This window comes from Shewanella saliphila, assembly GCF_014648295.1.
Classification (GTDB): Bacteria; Pseudomonadota; Gammaproteobacteria; order Enterobacterales; family Shewanellaceae; genus Shewanella; species Shewanella saliphila.
In genome coordinates this window covers 1-16,488 of sequence record NZ_BMQV01000067.1, presented here as the reverse complement: position 1 = coordinate 16,488, position 16,488 = coordinate 1, and the positions used below count along the sequence as shown (strand labels likewise).

General features: G+C 37.7%; 16 protein-coding genes and 1 pseudogene. 15 read left to right on the top strand and 2 right to left on the bottom strand.

The genetic code is table 11. The features are described from left to right. Positions 1–94 precede the first annotated feature (94 nt). The 5 genes from IEY48_RS19375 to cas6f all read left to right on the top strand — a co-directional run bounded on the left by IEY48_RS19375 (position 95) and on the right by cas6f (position 7,543). Positions 95–2,380 carry a S8 family peptidase gene (locus tag IEY48_RS19375; RefSeq protein ID WP_229786591.1) on the top strand — a complete coding sequence of 762 codons (2,286 nt, stop codon included), beginning with the start codon at positions 95–97 and terminating at the stop codon, positions 2,378–2,380. Positions 2,381–2,554: 174 nt separating this feature from the next. Continuing rightward, on the top strand, positions 2,555–3,781 hold the full coding sequence (locus IEY48_RS19370) for a TniQ family protein (protein ID WP_188923203.1): 1,227 nt from the start codon (positions 2,555–2,557) through the stop codon (positions 3,779–3,781). Continuing rightward, positions 3,775–5,871: a type I-F CRISPR-associated protein Csy2 gene (locus IEY48_RS19365; RefSeq protein WP_188923202.1), complete on the top strand. Its 2,097-nt coding sequence runs from the start codon at positions 3,775–3,777 to the stop codon at positions 5,869–5,871. The genes IEY48_RS19370 and IEY48_RS19365 overlap by 7 nt, the downstream gene beginning before the upstream one ends. Positions 5,872–5,880: 9 nt before the next feature. Next, a complete protein-coding gene (csy3, locus tag IEY48_RS19360; protein ID WP_188923201.1) occupies positions 5,881–6,930 on the top strand; it encodes a type I-F CRISPR-associated protein Csy3 in 1,050 nt (349 codons plus the stop codon). Beyond that, positions 6,923–7,543, top strand: a complete 621-nt coding sequence (gene cas6f / locus IEY48_RS19355; RefSeq protein ID WP_229780199.1) for a type I-F CRISPR-associated endoribonuclease Cas6/Csy4 — start codon at positions 6,923–6,925, stop codon at positions 7,541–7,543. Before csy3 ends, cas6f begins: the two co-directional genes overlap by 8 nt. Positions 7,544–7,975: 432 nt before the next feature. Here cas6f and IEY48_RS19350 read toward each other — a convergent pair whose 3' ends face one another. Both IEY48_RS19350 and IEY48_RS19345 read right to left on the bottom strand, forming a co-directional pair. Beyond that, positions 7,976–8,746, bottom strand: coding sequence for a hypothetical protein (locus IEY48_RS19350; RefSeq protein ID WP_188923200.1), 771 nt, complete (start codon positions 8,744–8,746; stop codon positions 7,976–7,978). A gap of 20 nt (positions 8,747–8,766) precedes the next feature. After that, positions 8,767–9,648, bottom strand: a complete 882-nt coding sequence (locus IEY48_RS19345; protein WP_188923199.1) for a BrxR family transcriptional regulator — start codon at positions 9,646–9,648, stop codon at positions 8,767–8,769. A gap of 209 nt (positions 9,649–9,857) precedes the next feature. Between IEY48_RS19345 and IEY48_RS19340 the strand changes: the two genes are divergently transcribed. From IEY48_RS19340 to tnpC, 10 genes and pseudogenes are all read left to right on the top strand, one after another. Further along, positions 9,858–10,031: a hypothetical protein gene (locus IEY48_RS19340; RefSeq protein ID WP_188923198.1), complete on the top strand. Its 174-nt coding sequence runs from the start codon at positions 9,858–9,860 to the stop codon at positions 10,029–10,031. Between the two features lie 504 nt (positions 10,032–10,535). Next, positions 10,536–11,453, top strand: a complete 918-nt coding sequence (locus IEY48_RS19335; RefSeq protein ID WP_188923197.1) for a zinc dependent phospholipase C family protein — start codon at positions 10,536–10,538, stop codon at positions 11,451–11,453. A gap of 3 nt (positions 11,454–11,456) precedes the next feature. After that, a complete protein-coding gene (locus tag IEY48_RS19330) occupies positions 11,457–11,855 on the top strand; it encodes a hypothetical protein (protein ID WP_188923196.1) in 399 nt (132 codons plus the stop codon). Between the two features lie 83 nt (positions 11,856–11,938). Beyond that, complete coding sequence (locus IEY48_RS19325; RefSeq protein ID WP_188923195.1) at positions 11,939–12,505, top strand: hypothetical protein; 567 nt, start codon at positions 11,939–11,941, stop codon at positions 12,503–12,505. Positions 12,506–12,839: 334 nt separating this feature from the next. Further along, the gene (locus tag IEY48_RS20495; protein WP_229780200.1) at positions 12,840–13,214 is read left to right on the top strand and encodes a hypothetical protein; all 375 of its coding nucleotides are present in this window, start codon (positions 12,840–12,842) and stop codon (positions 13,212–13,214) included. A 400-nt stretch (positions 13,215–13,614) separates the two neighbouring features. After that, entirely contained in the window at positions 13,615–13,896 is a 282-nt protein-coding gene (locus IEY48_RS19315; RefSeq protein ID WP_188923194.1) for a hypothetical protein, read from the top strand. Positions 13,897–13,956: 60 nt separating this feature from the next. After that, positions 13,957–14,292 carry a hypothetical protein gene (locus tag IEY48_RS19310; RefSeq protein WP_188923193.1) on the top strand — a complete coding sequence of 112 codons (336 nt, stop codon included), beginning with the start codon at positions 13,957–13,959 and terminating at the stop codon, positions 14,290–14,292. 166 nt (positions 14,293–14,458) lie between these two features. Next, positions 14,459–14,758, top strand: a complete 300-nt coding sequence (gene tnpA / locus IEY48_RS19305) for an IS66 family insertion sequence element accessory protein TnpA (protein ID WP_188923192.1) — start codon at positions 14,459–14,461, stop codon at positions 14,756–14,758. After that, positions 14,755–15,099, top strand: a complete 345-nt coding sequence (gene tnpB / locus IEY48_RS19300) for an IS66 family insertion sequence element accessory protein TnpB (RefSeq protein WP_188923191.1) — start codon at positions 14,755–14,757, stop codon at positions 15,097–15,099. Before tnpA ends, tnpB begins: the two co-directional genes overlap by 4 nt. 84 nt (positions 15,100–15,183) lie before the next feature. Further along, positions 15,184–16,371: pseudogene (gene tnpC, locus IEY48_RS19295) on the top strand (IS66 family transposase); the annotation flags it as partial. Between the last annotated feature and the right edge of the window lie 117 nt (positions 16,372–16,488).

Below are 16,488 nucleotides of genomic sequence, written 5' to 3'. Positions count from 1 at the left end.
GCTTGCTTGAGGATAGCCAAGATTTGGCTGTCGCTAAATTTTGATGTTTTCATGCAGAATCTCCCTGCGTATATAGTACGAGAAAATTCTACTTTTGAAATCAGCTTTTTTTAGGGGGGATTACCATACGACTCAAAAAATTGAACTGCATAATATAAAAACTATTATTAAAAATGACCAAACGAGAACTATTGCTACTGTTTTCATTCCTGATGGAAAATTGCATTTTTTTGAGAAAAAAATTACTGATTATTTAATTGAGAAGAAAAACGTAAACGGTAGCCCTATAGATAACCAAAAACTAATTGATTCAATACAATCAATTCGGGCAGCAGGTTTTTCTGCGATTTGGTCTGACGATGATAGCTTATTACCTGAGGATAAAGATGAGTCTGTTTGGTGGGAAATATGGCTATCGACTCCGAAAAGAAATAAACAGTCGACGAATCAATATCTAGAGATCATTGCTGATTTCACAATAATATCTAGGCAACTGGAAATTATTGTTTCGCCACACAAACTAAGGTTTCCAGAGCATACAGTCATTCAAGTTAACGCCACTCAAAACCAATTAACAAATAATACTTTGTTATTAAGTAGGGTTGCTGAAATTAGATCGCCTAAAGTCACTGCTGATTTTTTTGATTCTTCTTCAACCTTAGAGCAAGCTCAATGGTCACAAGATTTATTAGCTCGTTTAGAGCAACAGAATAGTGGAAATGAACCTTATATTTGTATCCTGGACAGTGGTGTTAATGTGGAACACCCTTTGCTCTCACCTTTTGCTGGAATCAATGATCAATTAACTGTTACTGATGATAGAGTTCCTACAGATAATAATGGCCATGGTACCGAAATGGCAGGTCTAGCTATGTGGGGGGACTTATCTGATATTCTGGGAACCGATGAAATCGTATCTATTAATCATAAATTAGAGTCGGTTAAGGTTCTAAATAATAGTGGTGATAATGAAGGTAAACCTTTAGGAAAAATAACATCAGATGCTATAGCGATAGCTGAAATCGCTAATCCTGATCGAACTCGCACATTCTCAATGTCTCTTTCTGCAAACACAGGAACAGATAGAGGCCGCCCATCATCTTGGTCAAGTACACTTGATGCACTCGCTGTTGATTACTTAGGTGAGGGAGAAAATCCTCGTTTATTTACAATTTGTGCGGGTAATGTTTTGTTTGATGGAAGTATGGAATATCCATATTACAATCAATTACAAGATGTTCATGATCCAGCCCAAGCATGGAACTCTATTACAGTTGGTGCATATACCAATAAAATTACTATTTCTGAATCCTGTGATTATGAACCATTAGCACAATTTGGAGGTTTGTCTCCATACAGTACTACCTCAGTTTTATGGGATAGAAGGAATGCTCCTATTAAACCTGAAGTTGTTTTTGAAGGTGGTAATGTTGGTAAAGATCAACTTGGATGTGTTGGCATGCAGGATTTACATTTACTTAGTACTTACCATGATTTCTCTCAACGGTATTTTCAAACAAGTAATGCCACTAGTGCAGCTACTGCACTTGCTGCGCGTTTTACTGCGCAAATAACTGCTGAGTATCCTGATTTGTGGCCAGAAACAATCCGAGCATTAACTGTCCATTCTGCTGATTGGGCGAATAATATGTACTCGTTAATTTCAGCTCAACGTTCCGATAAGAACATTACAAAAAATGCTATGAGTAATTTGACTCGTATGGTTGGCTTTGGTATCCCTAATTTAGAAAAGGCTATTAGAAGTGCTAATAATTCCTTTTCTGTAGTTATACAGGATGTGATGCAACCCTTCTATAAAGATGGTTCGATCAAAACAAAGGATATGCATTTACATAATTTGCCATGGCCTAAACAAGCTTTACAAGCAATTGCCGAAGCAAACGTTGAGTTGACAGTGACTCTTTCTTATTTCATAGAACCGAATCCATCTAGCCGTAATATTTTGAATAAATATAGTTATGCTAGTCATCAACTACGTTTTGATGTTAAACGACCAGAGGAGTCTGATTTTGACTTTATAAGGCGTATTAATGCTGCCGCGGATGGAGATAAACCAGGTGACTCCCCTAGCGACTCAAATTGGTTGCTGGGAGCGACTAACCGTCATAAAGGATCTATCCACAAAGATATTTGGAAAGGCAGTGCTGCAGAGCTTGCAGAACGTGGAAAAATAGTGATTTACCCAGCGAGTGGATGGTGGAAGACTCGTACATCTCATGAACGTTGGAATTCAATGGCCAGATATTCATTGATTATTTCGCTCTCAGTACCAGACGTCGATGTTGATATTTATACTGAAGTCAAAACGAAAATAGCAGCAATGGCTACAGCAAGTTCAACTGTTAGGATTGATATTTAAGTTTTTTCGATATAAATAAGATAAACAGTGTATGCGAGACAGAAATCAAAAATTGATATTTTATGACTTGGGCTATTTTTAGATCTAATTCTGACAACCCCGACAAGCTAACATCTTGCCTTAGATAACAATAACCGCTACCTTAAGCTAAGACTTCCTTAGTTTTGGTGTTGTATGGCTTTTCTATTTTCACCTAAATCTCGTGCGTTTAATGATGAGTCGCTCGAAAGTTACTTGCTACGGGTAGTGGCTGAGAACTTTTTTGATTCATATGAGCAACTCAGTCTAGCGATTCGTGAAGAACTTCATGAGCTTGATTTTGAAGCCCACGGTGCTTTTCCTATCGATTTAAAACGCCTAAATGTTTATCACGCCAAACATAACAGCCACTTTAGAATGCGAGCATTAGGTTTACTTGAATCTTTGCTTGGTTTGCCGCAATTCGAAATTCAGAAATTGGCTTTGTTAAAGTCAGACCGTACGGTTATTGGTTTATCTGCTGTACACAAAAATGGTGTTGATATTCCACTGAGTTTTATTCGTTATCACTCCACTATGGGAACAGATGCGATACCTGTTTGCCCCCATTGCTTATCTGATGAACCTTATATTCGGCAGATATGGCATTTAACCCCCATAGAGGCATGTGCAAAGCATAAATGTCAGCTGTTGCATCAGTGTTCTGAATGCTCAATTCCCATTAACTACATTGAAAATGAGTCGATTAGCCACTGTGTTTGTGGTTTTGAATTCGCAAAAGGGTGTGTAAAGCCTGCCAGTAATGATGAAGTAGAATTAGCGACTAAATTGATGAGCTATAAGGAGGATGAAAACTCATTATTTAAGTCAGTATCAATATCTCAACGTTTTGCTAGCTTGGCTTGGTTTCAGCGGCGGTATCTTAAAAATGAAGATTTCCCGTTTAATGCCGCAGTAACCTACTTTAAAGCCTGGCCTCAAAATGTATTCGATGAATTAAATCTTATGACTTTGAATGCTGATAATAAGTTGATTGATTTGTTTAACCGCACTTCCTTTCGGTTTATTTATGGCGAGTTAATTATGGGCCTGCCGCATATCTACCGCGATGAAAAAGAAACTCACTTTATTCGGCAAACAGTGTTGGAATTTTTAAGTCGTTTAGTTGCTGCGCATCCTAAATCGAAAAAGCCTAATGTTGCCGATATGCTGGTGAGTATTAGTGAAGCAGCTGTGATTTTGGGAACAACCCATGAACAAATTTATCGTTTGTATCAGGACGGGGTATTAAGCAGCTCGTTTAGACATAAAATGAAGTATCGAATAGATCCTCAAGCGGCTATTTTTTATTTAAGACAGGTTGTTGAATATAAAAATAGCTTTGGTTCATCAGACCAAAGGATGTACGTATCAGCATGGTAATTAAGCATTTAAGTGAGCTGTTACAAATTAAAGAGCTTGATGAGCGGACAGAAGCGATAAGGCGTGGTTTTAGCTCATTTACTGACAGTGTCGATGTGACAGGCTGTGAAAAAGAAGCGCTGATCATTCTAGTAAACTTGACCTTCCCTAAAAAAGCAGTGAAAGACGTACTAGATAAAAAGCATGCCAAAGCAACGCTAAAAGATGAGTACCATCTCAATGAATGCATTAAGCAAGTTGAGTGGTTTCATACACACAACTTAAAATATCCTGATATCCGTGTGAGTAAGCAGCGGTTAATAGCTAAGCCTATAGTGCCTCAACGACAAGTGTTAAGCAGTGCAGACTGTAGCCCAACCTTAGGTTGGTCGAACAATAGCGCTAAAATAAATCTCGCTAAATTATTTGTGTGTTACTTTTATTGGCAAGGCCGATTAGTTTGCCTTGCCAATATTTTTTGTGGTGGGATACCTAAAGAGTGGTTGTCGGCATTTAAAGCGTTAGGTGTTTCAGCTAAGTCGCTGAATGTAATTAGTGCCCAAGTTCAACTAAGACTACCGCAGAGTGAGCTACCTTCCTATGTTGATAAATACTCAACTCAAGTCTTGATGCCATATCACGATAGCTATACTTCTATCACACCTGTTGTTAGCCATGGATTGCAAGTAGAACTTCAACAAGCGGCCTCTCGGCGAGAAGGGCGTTATACGCATTTAAACTACAACCGCCCTGGGGCGGTTAGTGAATTAGTGGCAGGCCTAGGAGGCAAGGTAAGGTGTTTAAATTATCCACCGAAAATATCAGACAATAAATCAAATTTTCATGAGTCTATGCTGACTAGATTAGAGCATGGTCAGAGCTTATTCGATCAATACGCCTTACTTAGAAATGAATTTCCCAATGCATTAGACAAACTAGTGGATAATTACACAGAACTTGCAGTCAAACAGCGAAGGCAAGCAAAAGTAGCCAGTTTAAAGCAAGTTAGACATTCGCTGAGCGCATGGTTAGCACCGCTAATTGAGGGACGCAAAGCAGTAGAAGAAAACGATGTTGATATTAAAGCTGGTTTGTTGAATCAAGATGGTATTGAGTGGCAACTTTTAAATCACCCAGACTCAGATTGGGAAAGTCTTTTACCACTGTTGTTTAGTCATTTGAATTTTATGTTATCAAATTCGAATAAAACCAGAAAATATGCATACCATCCAGATTTGATGAAGCCCTTAAAAAATCAATTACTCTGGATTTTAAAGCAATTATCCAGAGGTCCTGCTGAAGTCGTTGATGCTAAAAAATTGCAGCGATACTTGCACCTTAAAAATATAAGCGTTTATGACGCTCAGTTGTTATCAAATCCTTATTGCTTCGGCTTGCCATCACTTACCGCTGTTTGGGGGATGATGCATAACTATCAACGCAAGTTAAATGCAATGTTAGGCACCACGATCCGACTTACTTCTTTTGCATGGTTCATTCGTGAGTTTGATTATGTAAAAGGCACCCAATTACCTGAATTTGCAATGCAAGGGCGCAAAGAGAGTGAATTTCGCCGCCCTGGTATTATAGATAAGAGAAATGGTGACTTAGTTTTTGACCTTGTTATTCATATTGATGGTTATGAAGATGATTTAGCGAAACTGGATAACAGTACTACTAAATTGAAGGCTTGTTTTCTTTCTCGCTTTGCCGGAGGAACAATGCATGGTCCCTCAGTTAATGCAGATTATGAATGGTGTAAGCTATATGAAAATGAAGACTTACTTTATTCAATCTTAAGTCGCTTTCCTGCCTATGGTAAGTGGGTTATGCCAACAAAACACTCTATTAATAGTGTTAGAGAATTAACAGTACTATTAGAGAACAATGCTTCACTTTGTTCTGTTATGGCTGGCTATATGTTACTTGAAAAACCTAAAGCAAGAGCGGGGTCAATCGCTCCATTACATAGCTACGGCGAACCTGTAATTGGACTTGCATCATGTGATTCTGCTATTGATATAAGGTTACAAGGTCAACTGAATTTTTACAGGCGAGCTTTTTGGTTCCTTGAGGCTAAAGAGCAATTCTTGTTAATGAAAAGAATCTAAGGAATGGCAATGGAGTTGAGTAATTTTTTAAAGTATGAGCGTTCACTACACCCAGGTAAAGCCGTATTTTTTTACAAAACACCTGAGTCAGACTTTATTCCTTTAGAGGCTGATATTACACGTATTCGTGGTCAAAAAGCGGGTTTTACAGAAGGTTTTAATATAAGTTTTGAACCTAAAAATGTGGCCCCGCAAGATCTTGCTCATTGTAATCCTATAACTATTGAAGAGTGTTATGTTCCCCCAAATGTGGAGCATATTTATTGCCGCTTTTCATTACGTGTCCAAGCGAACTCTTTGACCCCAAATGCATGTAACAACGATGATGTCATTGTGCTTTTAAGGTTATTGTCTAAACAATTTAATGCTTGTGGTGGGTATAAAGAGCTTGCTACACGATACTGTAAAAATCTGATGCTTGGCACATGGTTATGGCGAAATCAAAATTCTGGTGATACTCATATCTTGATTAAAACGAGTCTTGGTAATACATATCAAGTAGAAAATACTCGCCAACTAGCCTGGGAAAGTCGCTGGAACGACAATGACTTGAAGACTCTGGAGCAATTAAGCATTGAACTTTCAAATGCTTTGACTGATCCGAAGATTTATTGGAGTGCTGATATTACCGCTAAAATTAGCACATCGTTTTGCCAAGAAATCTTTCCTAGCCAAGTATTTAATATGAAAGCAGACAAAGTTGATGTGACCAAAAACTTTTCAAAAGTTAAATGTTTGGATGGACGGTACGCTGTTAGTTTTAACTCAGTAAAAATTGGAGCCGCGTTACAGTTAATTGATGATTGGTGGGGCGATTCGAAACGATTGAGAGTACATGAGTATGGTGCAGACAAAGAGAATAATATTGCTAGACGAATGCCCAATACGGCATTAAATTTTTATTCAATTTTTATTAATGCGGAACATTATCTAGAAGAATTAAATCAGCTTGATGCACATGATTTTCAGGCCATAAACCCTGATATTTATTACTTATTTGCTGTATTGATTAAAGGCGGTATGTTTCAGAAAAAAGCAGAGGTAAAAAAAGGTGAGTAACGCACAGCGATATTATTTTATGATTCGTTTTTTACCTAAAGAAGCCAATCTTGAGTTACTTACTGGCCGGTGTATTTCTGTTTTACATGGTTATGTCAGTAAGCATGACATAGCGGGTTTAGGCGTGAGTTTTCCGGCTTGGTCTGAAACATCAATTGGTAATGCTGTTGCGTTTGTTCACAGTGATACATCAATATTAAATGAGCTTAAACAACAGTCCTACTTTCAAGACATGCAAGATTGTGGTTATTTTAAAGTGAGTGAGGTTGAAACTGTTCCAGTTGACTGTCCTGAAGTTAGATTTAAGCGAAACCAAGCAATCGCTAAGATGTTTATTGGCGAAGCAAGGCGACGATTAAAACGTTTGGAAAAACGGGCAATAGCGAGAGGTGAGATCTTCGAACCTAGTAAAAATACTGAGCCAAGAGAGCTTGATGTTTTTCATCGAATTGCAATGACTAGTCAAAGTACCAAGCAAGATTATATATTGCATATTCAGAAGGTTGTGGGTGAGAAACAATATGAACCATTATTTAATAGTTATGGCTTTGCCACTAATAAGTTACTTAGTGGGACCGTACCGGATTTATCATTTTTAACAGATAATGTTTAACCCTTTATTTTTAAATTATTTTTACTATATGATTTTTATGCATATTTCCCATCTCGAAAATTAAATGGTCATTATTCTATTTGGATATTTAGTGGTTGATCTTGTAGCATTTTATTTGGTAAGTTTATTGTGACCTGCCGAATAGGCAGCTGAAAATTTAGCTGGCTTTCCTCCCTCGGTGAGACTAACGTGACCTGCCGAATAGGCAGCTGAAAATAAAAACAATCGATATGATGTATAGGTTAATGCGGTCTCTGCCGAATAGGCAGTTGAAAAAGAAGATAATCGTTTCGACGTATATGTTCGCGCACAAACTGCCGAAAAGGTAGTAAAAGCCTCCTCTTGTGTCACTGAGAGGAGGCTTTTTATTGGTTACTCATCGGTTATTAATTTAACTCATACTGTGATGGTATTTTGTATTGGTATAGGGTGTTATTTAGGATTTTGTGCACTAGCAGTAACTATTAATTTATCTATGATTTTATCGATCACTTTATCTAAATCTTGAAAGTCTAATTTGTTGCTAGCTCCCGATTTTAACGCCTTTTTACATTTCAATAAGTCACTTCTTCCACAATGTTTTGCCAGTAAGATTACATCTGTATCTAAGCTCGCTGATACTTCTTTCAACGTATCTACTTTCTGTTGCTGAGAAATATCGACCAACATATTTTTCATCCAATCTACGTTCACTGTTGGAATCAATTCAGAATCTATTCTCTCAATATATGTGTTTGTAAGATCAATTAAGGCTTCTATTTTTTCTTTGCCACGTAGTTGATATGCCAGCACCGGTGCCACAGAAGCTAGTTCCATTAATGTATCTTCGAATTGTGGCAACAAGCGGATTGATATGTCTGTTTTAATTGCTGAATTTAGATTATCGATATGGCTTCTGATCATTTCAAATAATGTTCCTTCAATTTCTTCTTTCTTGACCGGCATACCTTTGCTTTGTAGGCGTGTTACAAAATGTTCAATGTATTGATCTGTTACTTCATCAACATCAAAAAGTGACACATTTATCGCGTGTCGAATCTCTAGAAGCAAATAGAGCACTTTTCTTGCACTTTTTTTGCTTTCAAATCTATTACGGTAAAAATACCCAGAACTACTCAGTATGGCAGTTATAAGAATGCCAACAATACTAATCAAAGCAATAATAACTTTTATATCAATATCCACAACCCAAGAATCTAACATCACCTTTATCCATTTTTGCCTTAATTTATCTTATGATTTTCGAAACCAGGTACAAAAAATCTTTGCTGGTTATGTAAGATAACTTCATTGTTTTTTAACCATAAATGATATTGTTTGCCAACTAGTAAATTATCGGCGGGCGAGCAGTCAACATTCCAATGTCTGAGAAAATATCCCATTAAGGCCGCTTTTACAGTCACTCTATGTTCACCATTTTGCATCGCATAATCTAATTCAATAGAGCGTGGATTCTGCAATAATGGATGTGGTACCAAAACTAGCCTAACTTCGCTATTCCATTCAGTATCATTAGTTTTATTTTCATAGCTATTAACCTTACTTTTGATTCCTTTAACCTTTTCAATTCGAGTGATAACAAAATCAGAAAATAAGTCTTTTTCTCTGTCATAAGCTCTGAAATGCCATCTTTCCCCATTATTAACGACAGAGTGAGGAATAATGACTGCTCGGCGCTTCCCTGATCGAACAGAGTAATACTCAATTTCTATAGGAATAGCGCTAGCCATAGATCTCGTTATTGCAGAAACGATTTCAACCTTCGGTTTTGTAATCATTTCTAGAGTTTCACTACTCAAAAATCGTTCATGTGTTTTCTGAGTCAGACTTTGCCTTTGTCCCGTTAATTCTAACAATGCAACATTAACGTCAATTTCAAATTGTTGAGTAAAGCTACTTTGATTGTATAGGTATGCTTTGAGTTTGTTATCGTAAGTGCAATTATCAGGGCAGTACTTTTGATAGTCTATTAGATCTCTAGTTGCGGCAGCGTCACTAATTTGGAACCTTTCCTTCAATGTCTTCCTTGTAATTGTGCCTACAAATAATAAATTGAGTTCAATAAAAGCTAATCGCTCTTGACGATTTACAGGGAGTAATTGCATGTGCTTATGCCTGCTATTTTATAGATATTGACGATAAAATTAGCACTTATCCTAAACAATAACAACATCAAAATGATCTGGTGGTCACTTTTTCAGCATCCTTATGCTTGCGATCTTTTTTTGATCCGATTATAATGGAATTAATGGAAACACTACATTGTGTGCCATTTTTAATTTATAACACAATATATACTATTTGGAGCGTGATAATGGCTGTTAACAAACCTTACGGTGATAATGCAAGAATTGGTGCTGTACGTGAACGTACTCAAGTATTCAATCCACAAACACAATTATGGACGAAACGTGATTCTGAAACGGGACAATTTATGAGTGTGAAAAAAACAGGCGGAGTCTATAAAGGTGTTACCAAAGAAAAATAAAAAGGCTTCAGCTATTAGTTAGCAGAAGCCTTTTAAGTATTGAGCTGGTGATAAATATTGCTACCAACAATAATTATCGACTCAACACTGGGAGGTCTCAAGTCAGTAAATACCTTAGGACCACTTTAATACGGTTACATCCTACAGGGTAGATGCTTCCAACTCAATATGCCAGAGCTCCCTCCTTTATATTTTTGGAGATTACAGCTATGTCTGGATCAAAAGTTGTCCGAGTATGCGCATATATGCGCTACCGAGCAGGTCAATGGGAAAATGTGTGCTCACATTTACGCTCATTACCACACTAACTATTTGTTAGAAATATGATAGGTTGTATGACCCTAGTGTTACTTGGGTCATACAACCTCCTAATGTGATCAATATTATCTATTAATTCGGTATTCGATTATTAGAATTGCCGGTTCCGGTCATGTTTTCCCGAATTGTAGTGGCTTAGCTATTTTAGATTTGTGTAAATTTAATAAATTTTGAAAAGGAGTTCTTATGCCTGGAGCATTTGCCCATATTACGGCAGTAAATCTTGCATCATCAAACAATGACCTATCTAAATTGGATATGCCACAAAAGGCAAAATTGATACTTTCTAGAGAGAAAAGTTTCATGGAGTTAGGGTGTGTAAGCCCTGATTATCCTTATTTGAAAATCGGCGACAGTGAGCAGAATGAATGGGCTGATAAAATGCACTATGAAAGTGTAGATCTATTTATTAAAAAGCTTATTAACCTAACGAAGAAGTTATCAAATAAGGAACAGGAAAGGGCATTTGCATGGCTCTCTGGTTACGTAGCTCATGTTATTTGTGACATAACCGTTCATCCTGTGGTGCAATTAAGAGTTGGGCCTTATGAGCAAAATCAGAAAGAGCATCGGATCTGTGAGATGAATCAGGACACCTATATCTGGGGGCGTCTTAATCTTGGTGACATTGGTTTGGCTGATCGTGTTAGATTGAATATTGGTTCTTGTATTGATTTAAATGATTCATCTCAGTTGGATAGTGTCATTCATGGTTTATGGTATGACGCTTTAAAAACTGTATTTCCAGATAAGTTTAGTTCTTCTCCTCCAGAAATTCATTCGTGGCATAAAGGATTCCAGATAGTCGTGGACAATGTTGATGAAGGGCATAGACTTTTTCCGTTTGCTCGTCATGTAGCTGCTTCAGTTGGAATTCTTTATCCATCAATTGATGATCTTGATATGTCTTATATTCAAAACTTGAAGACTCCAAATGGGAGTATGGATTACGATGATATCTTTGATTTGGCGGTAAAGAATGTTCAAAAATATTGGTGCTATTTGGCAAAAGCAGTTTTTGAAGATGGTGACGATAATATGTTTTTAAGTTGGAACTTAGATACAGGCCTTTCAGAAAATAAAACCCTTACCGCTTGGAGTTAACCGATGAAATTTATCGTTTTTTTTGCATTGATGTTTTTATCCTTAAGTTGTTCTTGCACTGATAAATATGATGATGAGTCAATGTATGATTTAGCATCAAAGTTTAAGGATTTATCCCAAGCAGTCGATGGACACCTTAAGTTCAGTGGTGAGCAAGTCGATGATGGTGCTCAATTATTGTCTGAAATATCAGAGCGATATCCACAGTTAATTGCTCCTTTTAAAGATTTTACGATAATGACAAAAATACAAAGTGGTAATGCAATTCTGCTACTTTGTGATGAAAATATCGCCATTATTGAGGATGCTGGTTGCAATGGTAAATTGGACGTAAACCATTGGATAGATGCTAAAGCTGATAGTTGTGAATTTACTATTGATAGCGCTCTGCTCTGCCAATGATTTTGTCGTTGCTTAAATATTTGGTCATCACATTAGATGAGCTTGATACCGTCTTGTAATTAAATCTATCCTAGAGAACTTCAATGATTATAAATCTAATTGAAAAGATAAAGTTTAATCGAAAGTATGGCAAAAGCCCTAATTATGATGAGCTATTCATTAATGAATGGCTAAAAGAACCTGAAGCATATTTCTTTGGATATTATGGAGCAAAACTCGAATGGACAACTGGGTACGGGATAGCACCATTAGAAGGCCTTCCAGATACTCATGGCTACAGCAGCTTTCCTGACATAAGATGTCAATATAAAGAATATAAATACTCACTCAAAATTGGAAATGTTGAAGGTATTTCAATGCATTCAGGCGGAACTGTGCGTATCAGGCATTTTGCTCTAAATGCAGATTTGACCAAAAATAAACTCGGTGAAAAATTTCTCAACTCTATCATCGAGTTCTTTAAATCTAAAAATGCAGTCATTATAGAGTTTCATGAAAGCCACAGTTCAAAAATTGCGCATTATAGGAAGTTTTTCAAGAGGCTAGGTATTCCAGAAGTTAAAGGCAGGATCTGGCAGGTAGAGCTTTATAGTGGCAACAATATTCCTAAAAATGTTTTGTCTTTTCATGAAAAATTAAAGATAAAGTAGGGATATCGCAAGTCATGCAATCAACAAACTTGTGGTGGCTAATTGCTATCACCGGTTGAGACTTAATTGTATCCATAATTTAAACTCACTTTTGCTTTAAGGTGATCTACTAAAGAACAGAACCGTTATTGTAATAAAAGCTCATACTACGTGGACATTTATCGGAGAGCTTTCGATTTGTCAGACTATTGTTATATTTTATGACAAAGTACGGGTTAATTATTAAGGTAAGTGATTGAAAGCTGGAAGCTACTCATGTCAGACTTTTCGCTTGCAGCGACAGTAAGTAAAAGAAATATAGCCAATAATCAGTTTAGTAACATAAGGATTAAAAATGGACTTTTTTGACTACTGGTGCGCTTGCCGCACCAAAGGCACTTTCCGACATCCGAATGATGCTATTGTCCTGGAAGAGCTTAAGTTATTAATTGGTGGTGAATTTGAATATGAGCTTCCTCCTGGCCCATATTTTGGACCTTTGAAAACAGCAAGTATTGTCCTTTGTTATGCAAATCCAAGCGTAGATAATGGATCTAGTAAGGTGATACGCTCTGCAGAATTAAAAGAGGTACTTTCTAAACAATTAGATGGTGAACAGCCTTATCCATATGATATTCCTAGCTGGGATAAGTGGTTTCAACCTGTCGCAAAGCATTTGTATTCTGGCGATATTGAAGCTGCTGCTAAAATATTGCAGTGTTCAATCTAATTCCTTATGCCTCTGTCAATATGGATAAAGTCCAGTTCATAGCTAATAGCATACCTAGTGTTTGGGCTGCCCAGAGTTATCTTCGAGATGTGTTAATTCCAAAAGCTAAGAATGGCAAGATTCTATTAATTATGTGTCGTTTATCTCAATATTGGGGGCTTCGTTCATCACATGGGTCCGAAAATATAATTCTAAATAATGTTAGAAGTGGGTTTACTGAAAAAACAAAGGCTAAAGTTAACGATTGGCGAAAGAAAAAGGGGTTACTTTAATTTGTCGCTATAGATAGTAAACGGTTGTAAGTATAAGTGTTACTTAACAGTTAATAACTTTGCTTGGTGACTCGTTCTTAGGATTGAATTAAGATATTTTGGTTAATTTTAGAGACAAGGATAGTTCAATGCGTTACAGACACTTTATCCCCCTAATTCTAGTGGTTTTTTCTAGCTTTCCTGCTTTTAGTGATATGTTCACTCCTTCACCTTCTTGTTCGAAACCTTACAAGCCTTATGAATTTACATCACAATGGCAAATAGATAGCTTTAATGATGATGTTATGCGCTACAAGCAATGCATTGCTGATTTTGTAGAGGAAATGAATGACGCATCGGAAAAACATTTAAATGCTGCTGACGATGCCATAGGCGAATGGAATCAATTTGTAAATTACGAATTGAAATAATCTGTTTGGTAAGTTCAGGGATCACTAGCTTGCTAGACACTTTGTAATTTGGGGGAAACTATGTCACCGAAAGAGTTTATAAATAATGTGGTCAAATCTATAGATTGTTTGGTGGCCTCATACTCCAAAGGTAAAGAAGGACCAACCTATCTAGGCTATGAACTCGATAATATTGGACTCACACTTTTGCAGAGAGAAAAAGTATTGGCTTTAGTTAAGCTTGCTGTTGGAGAAGCAACACATAATATTATCTGTGGTATTGAGGGGGCTGTTTCACTGGGTGGAAGTCAACAAAGTTACAAGTTAATAGATGAAACTGGTAATGAGCTTACTGGTGAGCTTGGTGAGTTACTGTATAAAAAACTTGAAAATAGTGCTTATATGAATCAGGGCTAGTTTACGTAAAAAATTACAATTGCTAATTAGATTATTTCTATCTAGGTGGCCAAAATAACTAAGCCACAACAACATTTATAACGTTGTAACGTAAGCTGTAAATAAACCCCACATACTCAATCATAAAAATAGTTGTCATAGTACCTCACCAATTTAAGGAGGCACTATGACATCACAAGAAAAACACCAGTATTGGTCTTCATTAATCGAGCAGCAAAAACAAAGTGACATTAGCATCACTCAGTTTTGCGCTGAGCAGAACATAAGCTATCAAACCTTTTATACATGGGCCAAAAAACTCCGAGTACAGCAAGAACCACAACGATTGCAACCCATTATTGTGACAGATGCATCCGTCGAGAATGCAAACGTCGTCACGCTAGTCCTTGCAAATGGTTTGCGTGCTCAGTTGCCAATTCATTTAAGCGCTAGCCAAATCCAGCATTGGGTTGCAGCACTACAATGACACCATCAGCTCAAGTTTATCTCGTCACGGGTATCACAGATATGCGTAAGTCCATCGATGGGCTATCGCTTATCGTTGCCGAAACCCTTGAAATGGACCCGTTTAGCGAGGCCTGGTTTATTTTTTGTAATCGTCATCGGGATAAACTCAAAATCTTGTTTTGGGACACGAATGGCTTTTGGCTTTATTATCGGCGGTTAGAAAAAGGCACATTTAAGTGGCCAACGCCCACACTCGATGGCGCGTTACACATCAGCAAAGCGCAGCTAAATTGGTTGTTATCGGGGTTGTCTATCGAGCATCACAGAGCGCATCGACCAATAACTAACCTAACAGTGTGATCAAATAAGCGATCATACTTTTAGACTTGAACGATCCTTTTTCGCTGTCACAATAAGGAGAAATGAACACATTCCCCACTCGTAATGACAACGCTTCCTGACGATATTGAGCAACTTAAGGCCATGATACTGCAGCTTCAACAAGCTGCGGACACGGCACAGGCACAAGCATTATTAGCCAAGGAAGCTGCCCATGTCGCACAAGAAGAAATTACCGAGCTTAAAGCGCAAATTAAGTTGTTAATTGAGCAATTAAATTTAAGTCAATCTAAGCGGTTTTCTTCAAAGAGTGAAAAAGTAGCTAAAGGCACCTTCAATGAGGCGGAGCAACAAGATATTGCTGAGCCATCAACGCAAACCAAAAAGAAAACAGGCCGTAAACCGTTACCTGAAGGGCTAGAGCGTGAAGTTATCACGCATGAAATTGACTCACCTTGTTGTGAATGTTGTCAGTCTCCATTGCACCAATGCGGCGTCGAAACCAGTGAAGAGCTTAAGATTATTCCTCAAAAAGTCACGGTTATCCGCCATGAACGGGTGAAATATGCCTGTCGTCAGTGTGAAAAAACGCAAACAAGCTCACGTATTATCACTGCGCCTAAGCCACCCAGTTTAATCCCTAAAAGTATTGGCAGTGCCGAGGCATTTGCCGCGGTTGTGACGGCAAAATATGTTGATGCACTGCCACTTTATCGTCAGGTCGATATCTTTACCCGCTCAGGCATTGATATTAGTCGTGCTACTTTAGCCAATTGGTGTGTGCAATTAGGCATGAAAGTTCAGCCCATTATTGATGCGATGCAGTCACAACTGCTCAATGAAAAGCTGATTTGCGCTGATGAAACCACCGTGCAAGTCTTAAGAGAAGCTGACCGAGAAGCGCAGTCGACCTCGTATATGTGGGTGTATCGCAGTGGTGAGTTTGTCCAAACGCCTATCGTGATTTATGACTATCATCCAAGCCGGGCAGGCCGTTGTGCTCAAGCGTTCTTGTCTGGCTTTTCTGGTTATTTACTGACAGATGGCTACGGCGCTTATGGCACATTAAAAGATGTCACCCATGCTGGCTGCATGGCACATGTGCGCCGAAAGTTCACTGATGCACAAAAAGCGAGTGGGTCAAAAAAAGCAGGTAAGCCTGAAGTTGCACTGAGCTATATAGCCAAACTTTACGCTATTGAAAAACGTTAAAAACAACTCAGCGCTCTTGAGCGCCAACAATTAAGACAACAAGAAGCTGTACCAATATTAGCGGAGTTTAAAACTGTTCTGGTCTAATTCCATCGGACACTTAATTTTGAGACAGTATGGTCAATAAATTAAGAGGTCGATATGAGTTTAAAAAAATCACATAAGAGTTATCCGCAGGCATTTAAAGATGAAGCAGTA